The sequence below is a fragment of the Pedobacter sp. ISL-64 genome, from assembly GCF_018613605.1.
In the GTDB taxonomy this organism is placed as follows: domain Bacteria; phylum Bacteroidota; class Bacteroidia; order Sphingobacteriales; family Sphingobacteriaceae; genus Pedobacter.
This window is the reverse complement of the sequence record NZ_JAGGPU010000002.1, coordinates 427,306-444,045: the sequence shown is the minus strand read 5'-3', so window position 1 is coordinate 444,045 and position 16,740 is coordinate 427,306. Positions and strand designations below refer to the sequence as shown.

18 protein-coding genes are annotated in these 16,740 nt (G+C 38.3%); 3 read left to right on the top strand and 15 right to left on the bottom strand.

Going from position 1 to position 16,740, the window contains the following annotated elements:
* Positions 1-30 precede the first annotated feature (30 nt).
* Positions 31-1,578: a methylmalonyl-CoA mutase gene (locus J7E57_RS04525; protein WP_215125397.1), complete on the bottom strand. Its 1,548-nt coding sequence runs from the start codon at positions 1,576-1,578 to the stop codon at positions 31-33.
* Positions 1,579-1,711: 133 nt separating this feature from the next.
* Positions 1,712-2,242 (bottom strand): hypothetical protein, encoded by a 531-nt coding sequence (locus tag J7E57_RS04520; RefSeq protein WP_215125395.1) that lies wholly within the window; start codon positions 2,240-2,242, stop codon positions 1,712-1,714.
* Positions 2,243-2,334: 92 nt separating this feature from the next.
* Here J7E57_RS04520 and J7E57_RS04515 point away from each other — a divergent pair, with 92 nt between their 5' ends.
* Positions 2,335-2,688, top strand: a complete 354-nt coding sequence (locus J7E57_RS04515; RefSeq protein ID WP_116252749.1) for a HesB/IscA family protein — start codon at positions 2,335-2,337, stop codon at positions 2,686-2,688.
* Positions 2,689-2,841: 153 nt separating this feature from the next.
* Positions 2,842-4,071, top strand: a complete 1,230-nt coding sequence (locus J7E57_RS04510) for an ABC transporter permease (protein ID WP_215125393.1) — start codon at positions 2,842-2,844, stop codon at positions 4,069-4,071.
* A gap of 224 nt (positions 4,072-4,295) precedes the next feature.
* On the opposite strand, the gene J7E57_RS04505 is transcribed toward J7E57_RS04510, so the two are convergent.
* The 5 genes from J7E57_RS04505 to J7E57_RS04485 are packed head-to-tail and all read right to left on the bottom strand — an operon-like array spanning position 4,296 to position 8,934.
* Positions 4,296-5,033: a tyrosine-protein phosphatase gene (locus J7E57_RS04505; protein ID WP_215125391.1), complete on the bottom strand. Its 738-nt coding sequence runs from the start codon at positions 5,031-5,033 to the stop codon at positions 4,296-4,298.
* A gap of 17 nt (positions 5,034-5,050) precedes the next feature.
* On the bottom strand, positions 5,051-5,608 hold the full coding sequence (locus J7E57_RS04500; protein WP_131032079.1) for a hypothetical protein: 558 nt from the start codon (positions 5,606-5,608) through the stop codon (positions 5,051-5,053).
* The gene (galE, locus tag J7E57_RS04495; protein ID WP_215125390.1) at positions 5,609-6,631 is read right to left on the bottom strand and encodes a UDP-glucose 4-epimerase GalE; all 1,023 of its coding nucleotides are present in this window, start codon (positions 6,629-6,631) and stop codon (positions 5,609-5,611) included.
* Between the two features lies 1 nt (position 6,632).
* Positions 6,633-7,622 carry a UDP-glucuronic acid decarboxylase family protein gene (locus J7E57_RS04490; RefSeq protein ID WP_108197729.1) on the bottom strand — a complete coding sequence of 330 codons (990 nt, stop codon included), beginning with the start codon at positions 7,620-7,622 and terminating at the stop codon, positions 6,633-6,635.
* Between the two features lies 1 nt (position 7,623).
* Complete coding sequence (locus J7E57_RS04485; RefSeq protein ID WP_215125389.1) at positions 7,624-8,934, bottom strand: UDP-glucose dehydrogenase family protein; 1,311 nt, start codon at positions 8,932-8,934, stop codon at positions 7,624-7,626.
* A 179-nt stretch (positions 8,935-9,113) separates the two neighbouring features.
* Between J7E57_RS04485 and J7E57_RS04480 the strand changes: the two genes are divergently transcribed.
* On the top strand, positions 9,114-10,373 hold the full coding sequence (locus J7E57_RS04480) for a 3-deoxy-D-manno-octulosonic acid transferase (RefSeq protein ID WP_317196515.1): 1,260 nt from the start codon (positions 9,114-9,116) through the stop codon (positions 10,371-10,373).
* Here J7E57_RS04480 and J7E57_RS04475 read toward each other — a convergent pair.
* From J7E57_RS04475 to J7E57_RS04440, 8 genes are all read right to left on the bottom strand, one after another.
* Complete coding sequence (locus tag J7E57_RS04475) at positions 10,351-10,857, bottom strand: gluconokinase (RefSeq protein WP_215125388.1); 507 nt, start codon at positions 10,855-10,857, stop codon at positions 10,351-10,353. The two genes, J7E57_RS04480 and J7E57_RS04475, sit on opposite strands and share 23 nt — an antisense overlap.
* 7 nt (positions 10,858-10,864) lie before the next feature.
* Positions 10,865-11,875, bottom strand: a complete 1,011-nt coding sequence (gene hemH, locus J7E57_RS04470; protein ID WP_215125387.1) for a ferrochelatase — start codon at positions 11,873-11,875, stop codon at positions 10,865-10,867.
* A gap of 306 nt (positions 11,876-12,181) precedes the next feature.
* Entirely contained in the window at positions 12,182-12,856 is a 675-nt protein-coding gene (locus J7E57_RS04465) for a fatty acid desaturase (protein ID WP_215125386.1), read from the bottom strand.
* 32 nt (positions 12,857-12,888) lie between these two features.
* A complete protein-coding gene (locus tag J7E57_RS04460; RefSeq protein WP_215125385.1) occupies positions 12,889-13,431 on the bottom strand; it encodes a cysteine hydrolase family protein in 543 nt (180 codons plus the stop codon).
* A gap of 34 nt (positions 13,432-13,465) precedes the next feature.
* Complete coding sequence (locus J7E57_RS04455) at positions 13,466-14,314, bottom strand: 4-hydroxy-3-methylbut-2-enyl diphosphate reductase (RefSeq protein WP_215125384.1); 849 nt, start codon at positions 14,312-14,314, stop codon at positions 13,466-13,468.
* A 12-nt stretch (positions 14,315-14,326) separates the two neighbouring features.
* Positions 14,327-15,001, bottom strand: coding sequence for a carotenoid biosynthesis protein (locus tag J7E57_RS04450; protein WP_215125383.1), 675 nt, complete (start codon positions 14,999-15,001; stop codon positions 14,327-14,329).
* On the bottom strand, positions 14,971-16,068 hold the full coding sequence (locus J7E57_RS04445; RefSeq protein WP_215125382.1) for a glycosyltransferase: 1,098 nt from the start codon (positions 16,066-16,068) through the stop codon (positions 14,971-14,973). The genes J7E57_RS04450 and J7E57_RS04445 overlap by 31 nt, the downstream gene beginning before the upstream one ends.
* Positions 16,065-16,736 carry a 1-acyl-sn-glycerol-3-phosphate acyltransferase gene (locus J7E57_RS04440; RefSeq protein ID WP_251029795.1) on the bottom strand — a complete coding sequence of 224 codons (672 nt, stop codon included), beginning with the start codon at positions 16,734-16,736 and terminating at the stop codon, positions 16,065-16,067. Before J7E57_RS04440 ends, J7E57_RS04445 begins: the two co-directional genes overlap by 4 nt.
* Positions 16,737-16,740: the final 4 nt, after the last annotated feature.

Genomic DNA, 16,740 nt, shown 5'->3' with positions numbered 1-16,740 from the left:
AAAGCGCAAAAACCACGAAGGTTAAGTTAATTAATAAACGCCAAAAGTCCGTCTAAACACATCTGCAATTTCGCCGAGTGTAGCATATTTTTCAACGGCATCTATAATCAACGGCATCAAATTTTTCTCGCCTTTAGCAGCTTCTTCCAGCTTTTGCAATGCTTTTTCTACAGCATCTCCATCGCGGGTTGCTTTTAAATACTCTAATTTTTCAGATTGCAGTTTGCGGATTGAATCATCAATATTAAAAACCTCTGTCAGGCCTTCTTCTTCCTGGGTAAATTTATTTACACCTACGGAGATTCTTTGGCCATTTTCGATTTCTTTTTGATACTGATAAGATGCATCAGCAATTTCATTTTGCATATAGTTGCTTTCAATGGCATTAACCGAACCTCCCATTGCATCTATCCGATCGACATAAGCCCAGGCAGCAGCCTCAACTTCATCAGTTAAGCTTTCTACAAAGAACGATCCAGCCAATGGATCTACGGTATCGGTAACACCACTCTCGAAGGCAATAATCTGTTGGGTACGCAAAGCAATTTTTGCAGCCGATTCAGTTGGAAGCGAAAGTGCCTCATCATAACCATTGGTATGTAAGGATTGAGTTCCGCCAAGAATGGCAGCCATAGCCTGATTGCTTACCCTGATTACATTGTTTAGAGGTTGTTGCGCCGTTAAGGTTGAGCCTCCGGTTTGGGTATGAAATCTTAACATCTGTGCTTTTTCGTCTGCAGCACCCAAATCTTTGGTAATTTTCGCCCACATCCGCCTTGCGGCCCTAAATTTCGCTATTTCTTCAAAGAAATTATTATGGCAATTGAAGAAGAACGATAACCGCTTCGCAAATACATTAATGTCTAAACCTTTATCTATAGCGGCTTTTAGGTAGGTTTTGCCATTAGCCAATGTAAAAGCAAGTTCTTGTACAGCGGTTGATCCAGCTTCACGAATGTGGTAGCCAGATATAGAAATGGTATTCCACTTTGGCACTTCTTTGCTACAGAACTCAAAAATATCGGTAATTAAACGCATGGATTGCTTTGGCGGATAGATATATGTGCCTCTTGCAGCATATTCTTTTAAAATATCGTTCTGTATCGTCCCCGAAATCTGTTTTAAATCTGCACCCTGTTTTTTAGCCAGCGCAATATACATGGCCAGTAAAATTGAAGCCGTTGCATTGATCGTCATCGAAGTCGTGATGTTTTTCAGTTCGATGCCATCAAATAAAATTTCAATATCCTTTAACGAATCGATAGCCACACCCACTTTACCAACCTCTCCATCAGCCATTTCATGATCAGAGTCGTAACCGATTTGTGTTGGAAGATCAAAAGCAACAGATAAGCCCGTTGTTCCCTGAGCCAATAAATAATGATAACGTTTGTTTGATTCTTCAGCAGTTGAAAAACCGGCATACTGCCTCATCGTCCACAAGCGACCGCGGTACATATCCTTCTGGATTCCCCTGGTAAAAGGAAATTCTCCAGGCAGTTCTTCCATTGGCTTTGCTTCGGTATACAGCGCTTTTATTTCAATACCTGAAGTGGTGGTGTACTTTTTTTCGCTCATAATCGGTTAGTTTATTAGGTCAATGGTCATTGGTTCATTAGTGCAGCAAAGTTGCTTAACTGTTGAAACTGGTTAATTGGTTAACTGTGCATATTTCAGTTAACCAATTTAAACGATTAACCAATTAACCTCATCAAAAAAGTTGGTGAATATCCTTTTTGATCAGTTCAATGGTTAAATCATAAGGATTTTCATCAATACTGACCATGTGCTGTAAAATTGCTTTACTCAACTCAATTCCATTTGCATCAGCAGGTAAACCTTGTACTGCATTGTTAATCATGGCAATGGTATCGTCTTTTAATTTACGCACCACACCCCAGGTTACACTATCTACATACAACTGCTGGGTAATATTATGTTGGTACTCCGAACGGATTTCATTTAAAATACCTGCTTGCAGCGTAGCAATGGCAATTCCTTGCTGATGCAGGCGGACAAGCAAATTTGCAGGGTTAATCCGGTCGATAAAAATGATTAAACGTTCGTGAGCCTGTAATCTTAACGGTAAAAGATGTGCCCTGCTTTCTTTGTTCAGCTCAATGGTTTTTAGGTTAAAGAAACGCTGAATATCGCTCTTTAAAATATAATAAACAGCCATTAGTGCAACGAAAATGCCGGCAAATAAGATCACTACATCAATTAAAATCTGTTGGGTATTCATAAGTATTGTTTAAATACGGTAATATTAACGGACCGTTAAAAGCAAAAATGTGCATTATTATTTATATTTGTAACAGATAAAATTTAAATAACATGAGCACAACAGTTGATACAGCATTTGCACCCGTTACTTTTTCTGAAGGAGCAGCTAAAGAGTTATATAAATTAAAGGATCAGCAGGAGATTAGCGAAGATTACGGATTACGCGTTGGCGTAGAAGGTGGCGGTTGCGCTGGCATGAATTACATTTTAGGTTTCGATCAGAGAAAAGAAGGCGATCAGGAATATTTCATTGATGGCATTAAGGTTTTTATGAACAAAGCGCACCAAATGTACTTAATGGGCATGATGATCGATTGGCAAGATGGATTAAACTCGCGTGGTTTTACCTTTGTTAACCCAAATGCAACCAGCACTTGCGGCTGTGGTACGAGTTTCTCGGCATAAATAAAATATTATTGTAACATATAGTGCGGTCCCCTTGTCTAAACATCGGGACTTTTTTTATTTTTACAAATAAAGGTTTAAGGCAAAGGGTATAGGGTTTAAGGCGAAAGCCTATCTTGCTACTTAATTCCCGATACTTGATACTTACACTACATGAATTACAGAGAAAACATCAGACTGGCATTAGAATCTATTAAAGGTAACCGCTTGCGCACTATGCTTACCGCCTTAATTATTGCCATTGGTTTAATGGCTTTGGTTGGGATTTTAACCACTCTTGATGCTGTAAAGAAAAGTATGACCGATGCTTTTAGTAGCATGGGCGCCAACTCGTTTACCATCAGAAACCGTGGTACGGGAATCAGGATAGGAAATGGTAAACGGCCAAAACCTTTTAAGGCCATCCGCTACGAAGATGCCGTTAAATTTAAAGATAGCCTGAATACCCCTGCAACTGTTGCTGTAAGTGTTTTTGCCAGTGGTGGTTCTACCATAAAATACGGCAGTTTAAAAACCAATCCAAATATTAATGTTCAGGGTATAGACGAAAATGGCTTAGCCTCTCAAGGTCTAAATTTATCACAAGGAAGAAATTTTAGTGTTTCTGAAATACAGCTCGGAAGCAATGTTTGTATTGTTGGTGGCGAAGTGGTGGAAAAATTGTTCAAAGATGCCGATCCTTTAGACAAACTCATCAATGTAGGTAATAACCGTTTTAAAATTGTTGGCATATTGGAGAAAAAAGGATCGAGTATGGGCTTTAGCGGCGATAGGGCTGTTTATGTGCCTTTGCTAAAAGCCAAACAGATTAACGCCAATGCCAATCCATCTTACACCATAACAGTAATGGTACCCAGTAATGAGATGCAGGAAAACATTATTGGTGAATCTACTGCACTATTCAGAAATATCCGCAAGGTAAAGGTGAACGAAACCAATAATTTCGAGATTACCAAGAGTGATGCCATTGCTCAAACTTTATTCGAAAATCTGGCTTTTGTGGCTATTGGTGGTGTTGCCATCGGAGTTATTACCCTAATTGGAGCTTCAATCGGCTTAATGAACATCATGCTCGTTTCGGTTACTGAACGTACACGCGAAATTGGTATCCGTAAAGCCATCGGCGCAAACCCGAAGGTAATTCGCCGCCAGTTCTTGATCGAGGCCGTAGTAATCTGTTTAATGGGTGGTGCTTTAGGTATTTTCCTGGGAATAGTTTTAGGGAACCTGATCTCCCTGGCCATGGGCGGCGCATTCTTAATCCCTTGGCTGTTTATTATTGGTGGTTTTGTATTATGTGTATTTGTAGGAATCCTATCTGGATATTATCCTGCTAAAAAGGCATCAAAACTAGATCCTGTAGAGGCCTTGAGGTACGAATAGAGTTGGTTCACTGGTCATTAGTTCATTGATCAATGGTTTATTAGTTCATGATGGATGCTCTAAGGGCTTAATTGATAATTGTTTGAATCGGTTAACTAAAAAAGTTAGCGGTTAGTCTATACTGGATTTACTCCGCTATAGATCCTGAAACAAGTTCAGGATGACGAGACTTACAATTGGCTGCTTGCAAACCAATGAACGAATGACAAATGAGCTAATGAACTTTAAAGCAATGCGTTATTCAATTGAGACTGGGTAAGCAGCTGTTGCATTAAAGGCGTACTAAGACTATCTTCGAGCGCCGCAGCATGTTTTAAGTGATGCATATCGCTGCCTACGAAATCGACCATGTGGTTTTCGACCATTTCTCCTGCTACTTTTTTTGCACCAGCGCCATAGTAACCTGTTAAAGCAATGCCGTTCATTTGTAACAGGCAGCCGGTTTCTCTGATCTGATGATAGCTTTCGAAAGAATTGTAGTAGTAAGGATAACGCTCAGGATGAGCCAGCACCGGTTTGTATCCGGCATCTTGCATCATCTTTATAAAATCGATCAGGTTCTGAGGGGCATTTATATAAGATAATTCAAACAAAAGATAATTATTCCCAAAAGTCAACACCTCTTTTTGTTTGATCTTTTTTTCAAGAGTTTCATCCAGATAATATTCGGCAGCGGCATCAACCTCCAGATCGAGTTCGATTTCCTGCAGGCCTTTTCTCAATGTATCCAAGCCACGGTTAATGGTATCGGGCGTATTGCGAAAATAATCGGCCATGATGTGCGGAGTGGCGATTAGCTTCTTATAGCCCAGATCTTTAAATCTTTTGGCCAAAAGGAAAGAATCTTTAAGCGCTTGTGCGCCATCATCAATCCCCGGAATAATGTGCGAGTGCATATCTGTGCCGATACCAGAGAAATTAAATTCGGGTGCTATTTTTTTCTTTTTAAATAATCCGAACATAATGATAGATCATAGCTTTAACTTATCTCTTTTGGCAAATTGCTTGCCTCTGCTGCACCAGCTAATTTAGAGGAATAGATTTTATCGAGCAAATTATTTAAGTCTTCACTTAAATCAAACTGCAGGTCTTCGTGCAGTTTTTTGAATTTATTTATGGTTACCGCGACAGTTTTTAAGTAAAATATACTGAAAAGCATCATAAAATCGCGATAACCAAAAATTGATTTCTTATAATCAAAAGGGATGGCATTGAGGATAAACAGTTTCAATTCTACCTCACCAACCGGATCTTTAGTCACTTTATAAAAATGATTAACCGAGGTGATCATCTTCCTAACCTTTACCAATGCCTCTTTGGCATTTAGTTTTTTCAGTTCCAGAATCTGTTCTTCCACATCGGCTTTAATCCTCTCCTTCCGATCTTCCAAATCGGTTTCATCTTCTAATAATTTGTAATGAAGATGCTCTGTAAGCACTTTATCTTTGGCCACCAAACGCAGCAATAGCTTGTCTTTTTCTTTGACAGGCAATTCTGTTATAGCAGTTTTTAGATCCTTGTGCTCCGATAACTTCATTTAAAAAGGGTTAGCCTTGATGTATTTTTCCCACTCCCATGCAGAGCGCATCATCTCATTGATATCAAGATTGGCTTTCCAGCCCAGTTCTTTATTCGATTTTTGAACGTCGCCATAAATCTGAACAATATCACCTGCCCTTCTTGGACCGATTTTATACTCAAGTTTCTCTCCGTTCACTTTTTCGAAAGCTGCTATAATTTCTAAAACTGAAGAGCCTTTACCGGTACCGATATTGAAAACATCGTAATTACCGTTAGGATTTCCTTCTTCCAGTTTCTTAATCGCCGCAACATGTGCCTTTGCCAAATCAACCACATGGATATAATCGCGGATGGCAGAACCATCAGGAGTATTGTAATCGTCGCCATAAACCGTAATCGGACCACGTTTGCCAATAGCCGATTGGGTAATGAAAGGGACAAGATTGGCAGGAACACCATTAGGCAATTCGCCAATTAAAGCGGTTTCGTGTGCACCAACCGGGTTAAAATAACGCAAAGCGATTACATTTAAATCAGGTGTTACTGCAGCTGTTTCTGCTAATATTTCCTCGGCAATCTGTTTGGTATTTCCGTAAGGAGATTCGGCTTTCTGTACTGGTGCAGTTTCGGTTACTGGTAAAGTTTCTGGCTGACCATAAACGGTACAAGATGAAGAAAACACAAAATTTATCTTCCTGTTAAACGAAGTTAATAGGTTAATTAAACCATAAAAATTGTTTTTATAATATTTTAAGGGTTGTTCTACCGATTCGCCAACAGCTTTTGATGCTGCAAAATGGATAATTCCATCAATATCAGTATGGTTTTCTGCAAATTCCTGAACTGCTCTATCATCCTGTAGATCGATTTCATGAAAATCGAACCATTTGCCAGTGATGGCATGAAGCTGGGTTAAAATTTTGATGTTCGAGTTAGAAAGGTTATCTACAATTACGACTTCGTATCCTGCGTTGTGTAACTCTACTGCTGTGTGCGAACCTATGTATCCTGTTCCACCAGTAACTAATATTTTTGCCATTTTAACGGTTAAATGTTGTAAAATCTTTATGGTCTATCTTCTCCAAAGCCTCTGCAGGCAATGATTTAAAATATTCGTATGTAATCTTCAATCCTTCAGCACGGCCTACTTTTGGCTCCCATCCCAATATCTCTCTCGCTTTGGTAATATCTGGCCTGCGCTGTTTAGGATCATCCTGAGGAAGTTCTTTATAAACAATTTTCTGCGTGGTGCCGGTAAGTTTTATAATTTCTTCACAGAACTGCTTGATGGTGATTTCATCCGGATTACCAATGTTTACCGGCTGCGCATAATCACTCATCAATAAACGATAAATTCCTTCGATCAAGTCATCAACATAACAGAAAGAACGTGTCTGACTTCCGTCGCCAAAGATAGTTAAATCTTCACCTCTTAAAGCCTGTCCGATAAAAGCAGGTAAAACACGGCCATCATTCAGGCGCATTCTAGGGCCATAAGTGTTAAAGATCCTTACAATTCTGGTTTCTACACCATGAAAAGTATGGTAGGCCATGGTTATGGCTTCCTGAAAACGTTTGGCTTCATCGTAAACGCCACGTGGACCAACCGGATTTACGTTACCCCAATATTCCTCTGGCTGAGGATTCACATTTGGATCGCCATATACTTCTGAAGTTGAAGCAATCAGCATCCTTGCATTTTTATTTCTGGCAAGGCCTAAAAGATTATGGGTACCCAACGAACCTACTTTAAGTGTCTGGATCGGGATTTTAAGATAATCGATCGGACTTGCAGGTGAAGCAAAGTGTAAAATGTAGTGAAGTTTACCTGGAATATGTACAAATTTGGAAACATCGTGGTTATAAAACTCGAAATTCTCCAGCTTGAACAGGTGTTCGATATTTGCCATATCGCCTGTAATCAGGTTATCCATTCCGATAACGTGATAACCCTCTTTCACAAAACGATCACAAAGATGCGAACCTAAAAATCCGGCTGCACCTGTAATCAATATTCTCTTCTGACCCATTTTAATCTATTAGTTTTCTACCTATGCTGTTATAATAATAGCCAAGATCGATCATTTTTTGCAAATCGTACAAATTTCGACCGTCGAAAACCACTTTATTTTTTAAGATGTTGTCGATTTTCTCAAAATCAGGGTTACGGAAAACTGACCATTCTGTTGCAATCAACAGGGCGTCAGCACCTTCTAAAGCTTCGTATTGGTTTTTGGCATAATTTACCTGATCGCCGATAACATTTTTAACATTTGTCATCGCCTCTGGATCGAACACGGTAACGGTTGCGCCGTTCTTTACCAGCGCATCGATAATATATAAGGCCGGTGCCTCACGGATATCGTCGGTTTCTGGTTTAAAAGCAAGTCCCCAAAGTGCAAAATGTTTGCCCTTGATATCACCTTTATAATATTTAAGCACTTTGTCAACCAGGATTGTTTTTTGTCTTTCATTAACCTCCATTACCGATTTCAGGATCTGAAAATCGTAGGCATAATCATCAGATGATTTTACCAGTGCCTGAACATCTTTAGGGAAACATGAACCGCCGTAACCTACCCCTGGAAAAAGAAAACGTTTACCGATACGATCATCAGAACCAATGCCCCTTCTTACCGAATCAACATCAGCACCCACGAGTTCACAAAGGTTGGCAACCTCGTTCATGAAGGTAATTTTGGTGGCGAGGAAAGAGTTTGCCGCATATTTAGTCAATTCAGAAGAACGCTCATCCATAAAAAGAATTGGATTCCCCTGACGTACATAAGGACCGTATAATTCAGCCATCAGCTTTTTCGCTCTTTCGCTTTTAGTTCCTAAAACCACGCGGTCAGGTTTCATAAAATCATCAACTGCTACACCCTCTCTTAAAAACTCGGGATTGGATACCACATCTACTTCAATCGAAGTATTTTCGGCAAAAACAGCCTTTACCTTATCGGCCGTTCCAACCGGAACAGTTGATTTATTTACGATGACCTTATACTCGGTAATCAGTTTTGAAATATCCTTTGCAGCGCCTAAAATATAAGAAAGATCGGCAGCACCATCTCCACCTGGAGGCGTTGGCAAAGCCATAAAAATAATCTGCGCATCTTTTACAGCATCTGCAAGATTTGTTGTAAAAGTCAACCTTTCCTGTTCTATATTTCTATGGAACAAAAGATCTAAACCAGGCTCGTAAATCGGTACTTCACCAGCCTGCATCTGCTTTACTTTCGCTTCATTAATGTCAACACATATTACATCATTTCCTGTTTCTGCTAAACAGGTTCCGGTAACTAAACCTACGTATCCGGTACCAATAACGGCTATCTTCATCTGTTATAATTTATTAAACAATATTAAATTGTTTTTTATCGGTTTTAATGAGCTCGTAAGCTCGGTTACTTTTAGCTGCTTGGGAGCAATCACGACCTGTCTATTTATAGTATTGAATGATAGGCCAAATTGCGACGACTCCATATATTTTTAAGCTTTTTAAATATATTCGTTTTATCTTGGCACGAAGATATGAAATTACACTAATGCTTTTGCTTTACATAATCGGAATTCGGCTTTACACTTTGCTTATCAGGATATTTTCATTATTCGACCCTAAGGCTAAACTGTTTATAAATGGCCGTAAAAATAGCTATACACAAATTGCTCAGAAAATTAATCCGAGCGAAAAACACATATGGTTTCATTTTGCTTCTTTGGGAGAATTTGAACAAGGCCGACCGGTTTTAGAAAAGCTAAAATCACTTCATCCAGCTAAAAAAATCGTGGTTACTTTTTTCTCCCCTTCGGGATACGAAATCCGGAAAAATTATGCCCTGGCAGATGTATTTTATCTCCCCATTGATACCGCAGCCAATGCCAAACGTTTTATAGCAAGCATTAATCCCGAAATGGCCATTTTTACCAAATACGAATTTTGGCATTTTTATTTTAAAGAATTAAAAGACCGCGAAATTCCTTTATATGTGATTTCTGGTATTTTTAGAGAAAGTCAGGCCTTTTTTAAATGGTACGGTGGCTTTTACCGCAATATTTTAAAATCTGTTACTTACTTTTTTGTGCAAAATGAAGAAAGTAAAAATCTTTTAAAATCGATCGGATTAAATAATGTCACGATAAATGGCGATACTCGTTTCGACCGTGTTTACGAAAATGCGCAATCGCCTAAACAGCTTAGCCTAATAGAAAGTTTTATCGGCAACTCCCCAACATTAGTTTGTGGAAGTACCTGGCCTGAAGATGAAAAAATATTATCTGCTTTACCTGAAAAATATCCCAACTGGAAGTTTATTATCGCGCCACACGAGATCCACGAAAGCCATATCGAAAGTATCGAGAAACAGTTTTCAGCTGGCAGTGCGCGGTTTTCAATTTTCAATTCGTCTAATCAAACACCAAATGCCGAACATCAAACGCTCATTATAGACAACATCGGCATGCTTTCTTCTCTCTATCAATACGGAAATGTAGCCTATATTGGTGGCGGCTTTGGAACAGGAATACACAACACTTTAGAAGCTGCAGCATTTGGTTTGCCTGTAATTTTCGGACCGAAATATGATAAATTTCAGGAAGCCAAAGATCTAATTGCTATTGGTGTAGCCAAAAGCATTTCTACTGTTGAGGAATTAATCGGTGCTTTTGAGGGTTTTACCGAAAATGAAGGTGCTGCAGCGCAGGCCAAAAGATATGTTACAGATAAAAAAGGGGCAACTGATCAGATTATTTCGATGATTACGAAATCAGATCAGCCTTAGCAATTTCTTCCACAATCTGGGGAATACCCTGATCAATTGAAACCGTTATCACATCTTGTTCATCAGCCTGAGGCGCTTCCAATGTTTCGAACTGGCTTTTTAATAAACTAGAAGGCATGTACTGATGAGATCGTTTAGCAATCCGATCGTGAATTAAATCGAAATTTCCTTTTAAATAAACAAAGCGGATTGATGTATTATCTGTTCTCAGCAAATCGCGGTAAGATTTTTTCAATGCAGAACAGGCAATAATGCATGTTGTACCATCAGCAACATGTTCGCGGCCAACTTTCGCAATCAATTGTAGCCAATCTAAACGATCTGCATCCGTTAAAGGAATTCCTGCAGCCATTTTATCTACATTACGTTGCGAATGCAGGTTATCGCCATCTATAAATTCAGCATTTATTCTCGGGGCCAAAGCTTTACCAACTACTGTTTTACCACTTCCCGAAACGCCCATTAAAATAATAAAGCTCGCCATATTTAAACTATTTAACCATTCCGGCCAAAGCCTCGATAAACACCGGACTATCGTTTAAACTTTCTACCAACTGAACATGTTCACCACCCAAAGCCTTAAACTCTTCGTGATATTCTACCGTGATTTCGTAAAGCGTTTCTAGACAATCGGCCACAAAAGCAGGGCTAAAAACCAAAAGACGTTTTTTGCCTTCGCCAGCTAATTTCTTCAACACATCGGTAGTATAGGGTTGTACCCATGGTTCTTTCCCTAAGCGCGATTGGAAACAAACGGTATATTGATCTTTTGAGAGATTTAATTCTTTGGCAATTAATCTGGCCGTATCATGTCCTTGTGCAGAATAACAGAATTTATTGGTATCGTTTAATGTCTGACAGCAATCGGCGCTTTTCAAACAGTAACTTCCAGTATGATCGCATTTTAACAATTGACGTTCAGGTAAGCCATGGAAGCTGAACAACACATGATCGTAGCTTTCTACATGATGTTTTTTAGCATTTTCTGCAAAAACTTTAATCATCAATTCGTTATCATGGAATGAATTAACAAATGATATTGGCGGAACCGTTGGCCATTTGCTCACCAGCTCCATTACCAGTTGCATTACCGACCCTGTGCTCGCAGAGGCATATTGAGGAAACATCGGGATAACCTGAATACTCTCTACCAAACCTGCTTTTAAATTGGCTAACGCCGATGCAACAGATGGGCTTTGGTAGCGCATGGCCAACTCTACCTGATAGTCGTCTCCCAATCTTTCCTGCAGCATTTTAGCCTGTAACCGACTGTAATACAATAGCGGGGAACCATTTTCGTTCCAGATTTCTTTATACAATTTTGCTGTTTTAGGGCTACGGAAAGGAACAATAATACCTTTAACCAATAATGTCCTGTTTAATTTAGGGATATCGATTACCCGCTCGTCCATTAAAAATTGATCTAAGTATTTTTTAACATCTGCCGTTGCCGGACTATCAGGTGTTCCTAAATTTACCAGTAAAATCCCCTTTTTGCTCATTTATAAAGAATATGTTTCGTGGCGCAAATATCGCCTTTTTATTGTTTTTTCCCTATGCTTAAAATGTGATTGCAAACATTTTTTAGTCAAAAAGTGTTATTTCATACTTCCACAAGCTATCGAGCAATAGCCTGTAAATTCATCAGCAGGCTGTTTGATGTTACTATCTGGCAATTCGAACAAGTAAAATATTATTTGGAAATTAGTTAGTGTCGGATGGTAACATCCAACATCGCGGATATTCATTCGGAATCAGAAAAGATTTGATTTTGTGTCACATGGTAACATCTGACACAACGACCTCGACTATCGCTTCATTTTATGCAGTTGCCACCAAGGCATGCCTGGTTTTTGGTGATGTTCTAAATGATAGCCAAAAAAGTAACAGGTAATAAAGGCAACAAAATGATTTTTCTGTAAGGTAGAAGAATGATATTCATTATCGTGCTCCCCCTTATGCGGCAAATAGGTTCCGAAATAAAATAACTGAAAAGTGCTTAATAAGGATGGCAGTACCCAAAACAACAGCAGGTTCTTTTCATCAATCCAGATTTTCAACACATTATAAGCTATGGCCATAATTACCAATTGAATTATCGTGACATAATTTAGCATGAAACGGAAATACCATTTCCAAAAGCCATGCGGCGCAAAATCAGGATCTTCTTCAGTGTGTACATGACGGTGGTGCTGGTGATGTTTCGCATACAAACGGTTATAAAAAAAACCTGCGTAGAGAAAAACGGAAAGATAGCCAATAAAATTATTTGTTTTTTGGTTTGGCGATATCGTTCTGTGCATCGCATCGTGGGCGGTAATAAACAAACCTGTGTACAAATGCATCTGAACAACAATCATCAGATAAACCAAGGGATTGCTCCAGGCAAAATTCCATGTAAGCAAGAAATAAAGAGAAACAAACCAACAGACAATTACGGTTAACGCAACCAGAATTCCGGTATGTGGATTTATAGTTTTCAATTTATAGTTTGTTAAGCCAATAATCTTTGTTTTTAACTAAACAAAGTAAGCAGATCCTTAGTTTTTGCAACTTGAATTTTAAAGTTTGTTGGCGTCATTTCACTCCAGATCCAATTGTAATGTTCAATTACTTTTGGAGCATTTAAATGAGGCCTGTTTGCTGTGGTATGCGCATCTTCAACTACAGTTAGTTTATAATCTTTACTAACAGCCGATTTCACAGTTGCATCGATACAAAAATCGGTAGCACAGCCCGTTATAAACAACTCCGTAATGTTATTTTTGGTTAGGATATGATGTAAATCTGTGTTGTAAAATGCATCGTTAGCTGATTTTGAGACTATATAATCAGCAGGGCTGGTGATCAATTCTGGCAAGAGCTCCCAATCAGCAGCATTTGGCAAAAAGATGTTTTCTTTTGTACCATCATGTTGGATAAACATTACTTTATCATTATTGGCCCTGAAATAATCTGATAGTTTATTTATTCTCTCAATTACTCCTAAAGTATCGTAACGCAAAGTATAAGGCTTAAAACTGCCAACTTGCATATCTATAATTAATAATGCTTTCATTTAAATAACAAATATTAATTGATAGATTTTGCAGTTAATATTTTTCCAAAGCGGCTTTAACCTTTTCCATCAGCCACATTGGTGTAGACGTAGCACCGCAGATGCCAACTTTATCGTTTTGGTTAAACCAGGTTTGATCTAACTCTTCAACATTCGAAATGAAATAAGAATTATCGTTGTGTTTTTTACAAACATCGTACAGCACTTTTCCGTTAGAAGATTTCTTGCCTGATACGAAAACGATTTTATCATAATGACTTACAAAATCTTCCAGCTCTTCGTAACGGTTAGATACTTGCCTGCAAATGGTATCGTTAGCCTTAACTTCATAACCACGGCTCAATAACTCGTCTTTAATGTGATAGAATTTATCGGTGCTTTTGGTGGTTTGGCTATATAGGGTAAATTTAGCAGGCAATTCTACATTATCCAGTTCGGCCAGATCCTGAAAAACAATTGCCTTACCATCTGTTTGACCTTGTAATCCGATTACCTCGGCGTGCCCGTGCTTACCAAAAATAAGTACTTGCTCATCGTCATCATGTGAATTTTTAATCCTATTCTGTAATTTCAGCACAACAGGACATGAAGCATCTATTAAAGTCAGGTTATTTTCTAAAGCCAGTTGATAGGTTGATGGCGCCTCACCATGAGCCCTGATTAAAACCTTTTCGTCCCTTAAGTTTTTTAATACTTCATGATCGATGATTTTTAATCCGCGATTTGTTAAACGCTCTACTTCTTCATCATTATGCACAATGTCGCCAAGGCAATATAAATAACCTTCATTATCCAGAATATCTTCGGCCATTTCTATGGCATATACTACGCCAAAGCAAAAGCCTGATGATTTATCGATGTTGACCTGTAAGTTGTAACCCATTGCGATACAAAATTAAGCAAAAATATTTGTTCCGGCTGTCATGTATAAGACAACAAAAAAGATTAGCTGTGAAACGAACATTACAGTACCAATATATTTCTGTTGCTTTAAGCCCAAAGCATAGTAAAACTTTAACAATATAACCGAAACAATAAACCATGCTACATAATTCTGAACAGGGATTTCATGCCAGTCCCACTGCCAGTAGTTAAATTTCATAGCCACAGGTTCCAAAAAGAAATCGAAACCTACCAGTATAAAAGCGCCGAGAACAGAAGCCAGAATACTATGCCTGATTTTCATACTTTTCATCATTTGCCCAACACTGAAAATAAGGATTACCCAATTTACACCCATTAGTAATGGAACCGCAGCAACTTTGTAGCCCAATGTATCGCCGTAATAATAGCTGCCAAATATCTTTCCGGTATGCACGCCTAGTACCTCGACTAAAAAGCCACAGAGAAATACACCCGAAACCAGTAACAATAAACGTTTCACATCGGCATTGTACGAAAAAACAATTACGGCAAACATCAGCAACAAATGAAAGGGAACCAGTTTGATAAAATAAGGCTGGGCAACAGGAATTAAGAAGCCAAGCAAGCCAACCATATGAAAAACGACAATTATTGCAACTGCAATCCTTTTAACCTTTAAATCGTTTTGATCGTTCTGCCCTTCCATGTGCTCGTTTTAAAAATATGTTTTTTTATAGAAATGAATGAAATTATTAAGAAGAATAACATCTGTAAGGGATGTAAAATCAGATTTATCAAAACATTTTGTCCCGATAAATAAGAGATCATCATTCTAGTTAATACTATTAAAGTTAATGGTAATACAAGTAAAGCAATATTAAAGTTTAAGATTAAAATTACTGGCCCTACAGTTACCAAAAGCTGGTAAAATAATAATATTATGATGTTATTACCAAAACCCGCCAGTAAATTTTTACTAAAACCGTTTAAGCTTTCGCCTAAATTTTTGTACATCCTGCAATAGATCAGCCCGTTGGCTAAAAGGGCCTCTGCATTAAATTTTTCTTGTTTTACCAACTTCATAATCTCCACATCTTCCACAACCTGGTGTTTAACCCGCTCATGCCAATGGTTTTCTTTGTAATTATTGGCATTAAAAAACATGCACTGTCCGCTTGCTGCTGAAAATGCTGGATTTTTCGAAAGTTTAACCAATCGCAAAGGCAATAAATTTAGCAGTATAAAATGCATTAAGGGCACTGTTAACCACTCGCCTATCGATTTTATAGTTTGGTTGGTAAAAACACTTAACAAAGTCAGCTCTCCGATTTCCATCCGGTTGATCAGGCTATTGATCAATCCTCTTTTTACTGATTCGTCTGCGTCGATAAACAAAAGATATTTCCCCGTAGCCAGTTCGCTAAGCTGGTGGCAGGCATAATTTTTCCCAAGCCAGTTTTGAGGTAACGCTTTACCGCTTACCACTTTAAATTGCGGGTTCGTAAGGCAAAAATTTTCGACAACACCGAAAGTATTGTCATCGCTGTTATCATCCAAAACAATAACTTCATAATTGGTGTAATCCTGGTTTTTTATCGAAACGAGCAATTCTAAAATATCCGCTGCTTCATTTCGTGCAGGGATTAAGATCGAAACCTTATCATGATAATGTTTAACCACTCTCGGCAACTTAGGGTTAGAAAGGAAATTGAAAACAGTAACCGAAAACCGGATCACCAGGAAAATTAAAACGGCGTAAATAAAAATTGTCATTCAATTAGCTGAGTTTGTTTAACAACCGATTGATCGTAATGTTTATTATAGGCACTTTTCAGCAATTGCAAGCTCACATATTCTTCGTTCTCCCAATGCTGTAAGTAAGTATAAGCTGAAGGCTTTCTTTCCGCAAAATAATCAATTAAGGTGGCGGCAAAAATAATGTTGATTTTTTTCTGACTGGCATTGATTATCTGCATCACTCCTTTTTCGAAACTGATATTTTTGAGGTGGTTCGAATATAATTTGCCCTGGGGAAATACAAGTACCAAATTTGCGGGGTTATCTAACAGATTGCCTGCATAATTAAGCGTTTCTAAAACATCTTTACCTTTATTTTCGGCCGCAAAAGCACCGAGATACTTTAGAAAACCAACTTTAGTATAGTTTTCGGCATTCACTAAAACATGAAATTGTTTCTTAAATACTTTTTTGTTGATGTAAAAGAGGAAAAAACCATCCCACCAGCTAAAATGATTGGCCAAAACCAATATAGCCGCATCTTGTTTAATCTCCACCTCGCTATACTTAAAAGTTGAAAAATCTTTTTTGATGATAAACTGGATGTACCAGGAGAAAAAGCTGAAGATCAAATTATTTTTTCTAGGCTGATACATTTCGGGAAATTGCAAAAAATTGAGGTTAATTGCAAATGTATTGTACATAGAC

What these genes read in the sequence shown, in the direction of transcription:
- J7E57_RS04525 (WP_215125397.1), bottom strand. Translation starts at nt 1,578, where the DNA reads ATGAGCGAAAAAAAGTACACCACCACTTCAGGTATTGAAATAAAAGCG.
- J7E57_RS04520 (WP_215125395.1), bottom strand. Translation starts at nt 2,242, where the DNA reads ATGAATACCCAACAGATTTTAATTGATGTAGTGATCTTATTTGCCGGC.
- J7E57_RS04515 (WP_116252749.1), top strand. Translation starts at nt 2,335, where the DNA reads ATGAGCACAACAGTTGATACAGCATTTGCACCCGTTACTTTTTCTGAA.
- J7E57_RS04510 (WP_215125393.1), top strand. Translation starts at nt 2,842, where the DNA reads ATGAATTACAGAGAAAACATCAGACTGGCATTAGAATCTATTAAAGGT.
- J7E57_RS04505 (WP_215125391.1), bottom strand. Translation starts at nt 5,033, where the DNA reads ATGTTCGGATTATTTAAAAAGAAAAAAATAGCACCCGAATTTAATTTC.
- J7E57_RS04500 (WP_131032079.1), bottom strand. Translation starts at nt 5,608, where the DNA reads ATGAAGTTATCGGAGCACAAGGATCTAAAAACTGCTATAACAGAATTG.
- galE (WP_215125390.1), bottom strand. Translation starts at nt 6,631, where the DNA reads ATGGCAAAAATATTAGTTACTGGTGGAACAGGATACATAGGTTCGCAC.
- J7E57_RS04490 (WP_108197729.1), bottom strand. Translation starts at nt 7,622, where the DNA reads ATGGGTCAGAAGAGAATATTGATTACAGGTGCAGCCGGATTTTTAGGT.
- J7E57_RS04485 (WP_215125389.1), bottom strand. Translation starts at nt 8,934, where the DNA reads ATGAAGATAGCCGTTATTGGTACCGGATACGTAGGTTTAGTTACCGGA.
- J7E57_RS04475 (WP_215125388.1), bottom strand. Translation starts at nt 10,857, where the DNA reads ATGGCGAGCTTTATTATTTTAATGGGCGTTTCGGGAAGTGGTAAAACA.
- hemH (WP_215125387.1), bottom strand. Translation starts at nt 11,875, where the DNA reads ATGAGCAAAAAGGGGATTTTACTGGTAAATTTAGGAACACCTGATAGT.
- J7E57_RS04460 (WP_215125385.1), bottom strand. Translation starts at nt 13,431, where the DNA reads ATGAAAGCATTATTAATTATAGATATGCAAGTTGGCAGTTTTAAGCCT.
- J7E57_RS04455 (WP_215125384.1), bottom strand. Translation starts at nt 14,314, where the DNA reads ATGGGTTACAACTTACAGGTCAACATCGATAAATCATCAGGCTTTTGC.
- J7E57_RS04450 (WP_215125383.1), bottom strand. Translation starts at nt 15,001, where the DNA reads ATGGAAGGGCAGAACGATCAAAACGATTTAAAGGTTAAAAGGATTGCA.
- J7E57_RS04445 (WP_215125382.1), bottom strand. Translation starts at nt 16,068, where the DNA reads ATGACAATTTTTATTTACGCCGTTTTAATTTTCCTGGTGATCCGGTTT.
- J7E57_RS04440 (WP_251029795.1), bottom strand. Translation starts at nt 16,736, where the DNA reads ATGTACAATACATTTGCAATTAACCTCAATTTTTTGCAATTTCCCGAA.